At 39.6% G+C, this 273-nt stretch carries 1 rRNA gene; it reads right to left on the bottom strand.

Annotated features, from left to right (window positions below):
- Window positions 1-273: ribosomal RNA gene (locus ACU68U_RS09345) — 23S ribosomal RNA — on the bottom strand; the annotation flags it as partial.

Below are 273 nucleotides of genomic sequence, written 5' to 3'. Positions count from 1 at the left end.
CCCTATCTTCCCACAGAATTTCACGTGCTCCGTGGTACTCTTCTTAAAGTGTCTCTATTCTGATTTCGACTACAAGACTGTTACTTTCTTTGGTTCTTCTTTCCATAAGATTTGTCTATCAGTTTAGTCTTACTTTAATGGGCTTTTCTCTGTTCGCTCGCCGCTACTTGGAGAATCGAGTTTTCTTTCTTTTCTTGTTCCTACTTAGATGTTTCAGTTCAGAACATTCGCCTCCATACGCTATGTATTTACGTATGGATACTAGAGTGTGTC

It is taken from the genome of Finegoldia sp. P3-F-LR (assembly GCF_052932165.1).
This window is presented reverse-complemented; position numbering and strand designations above follow the sequence as displayed.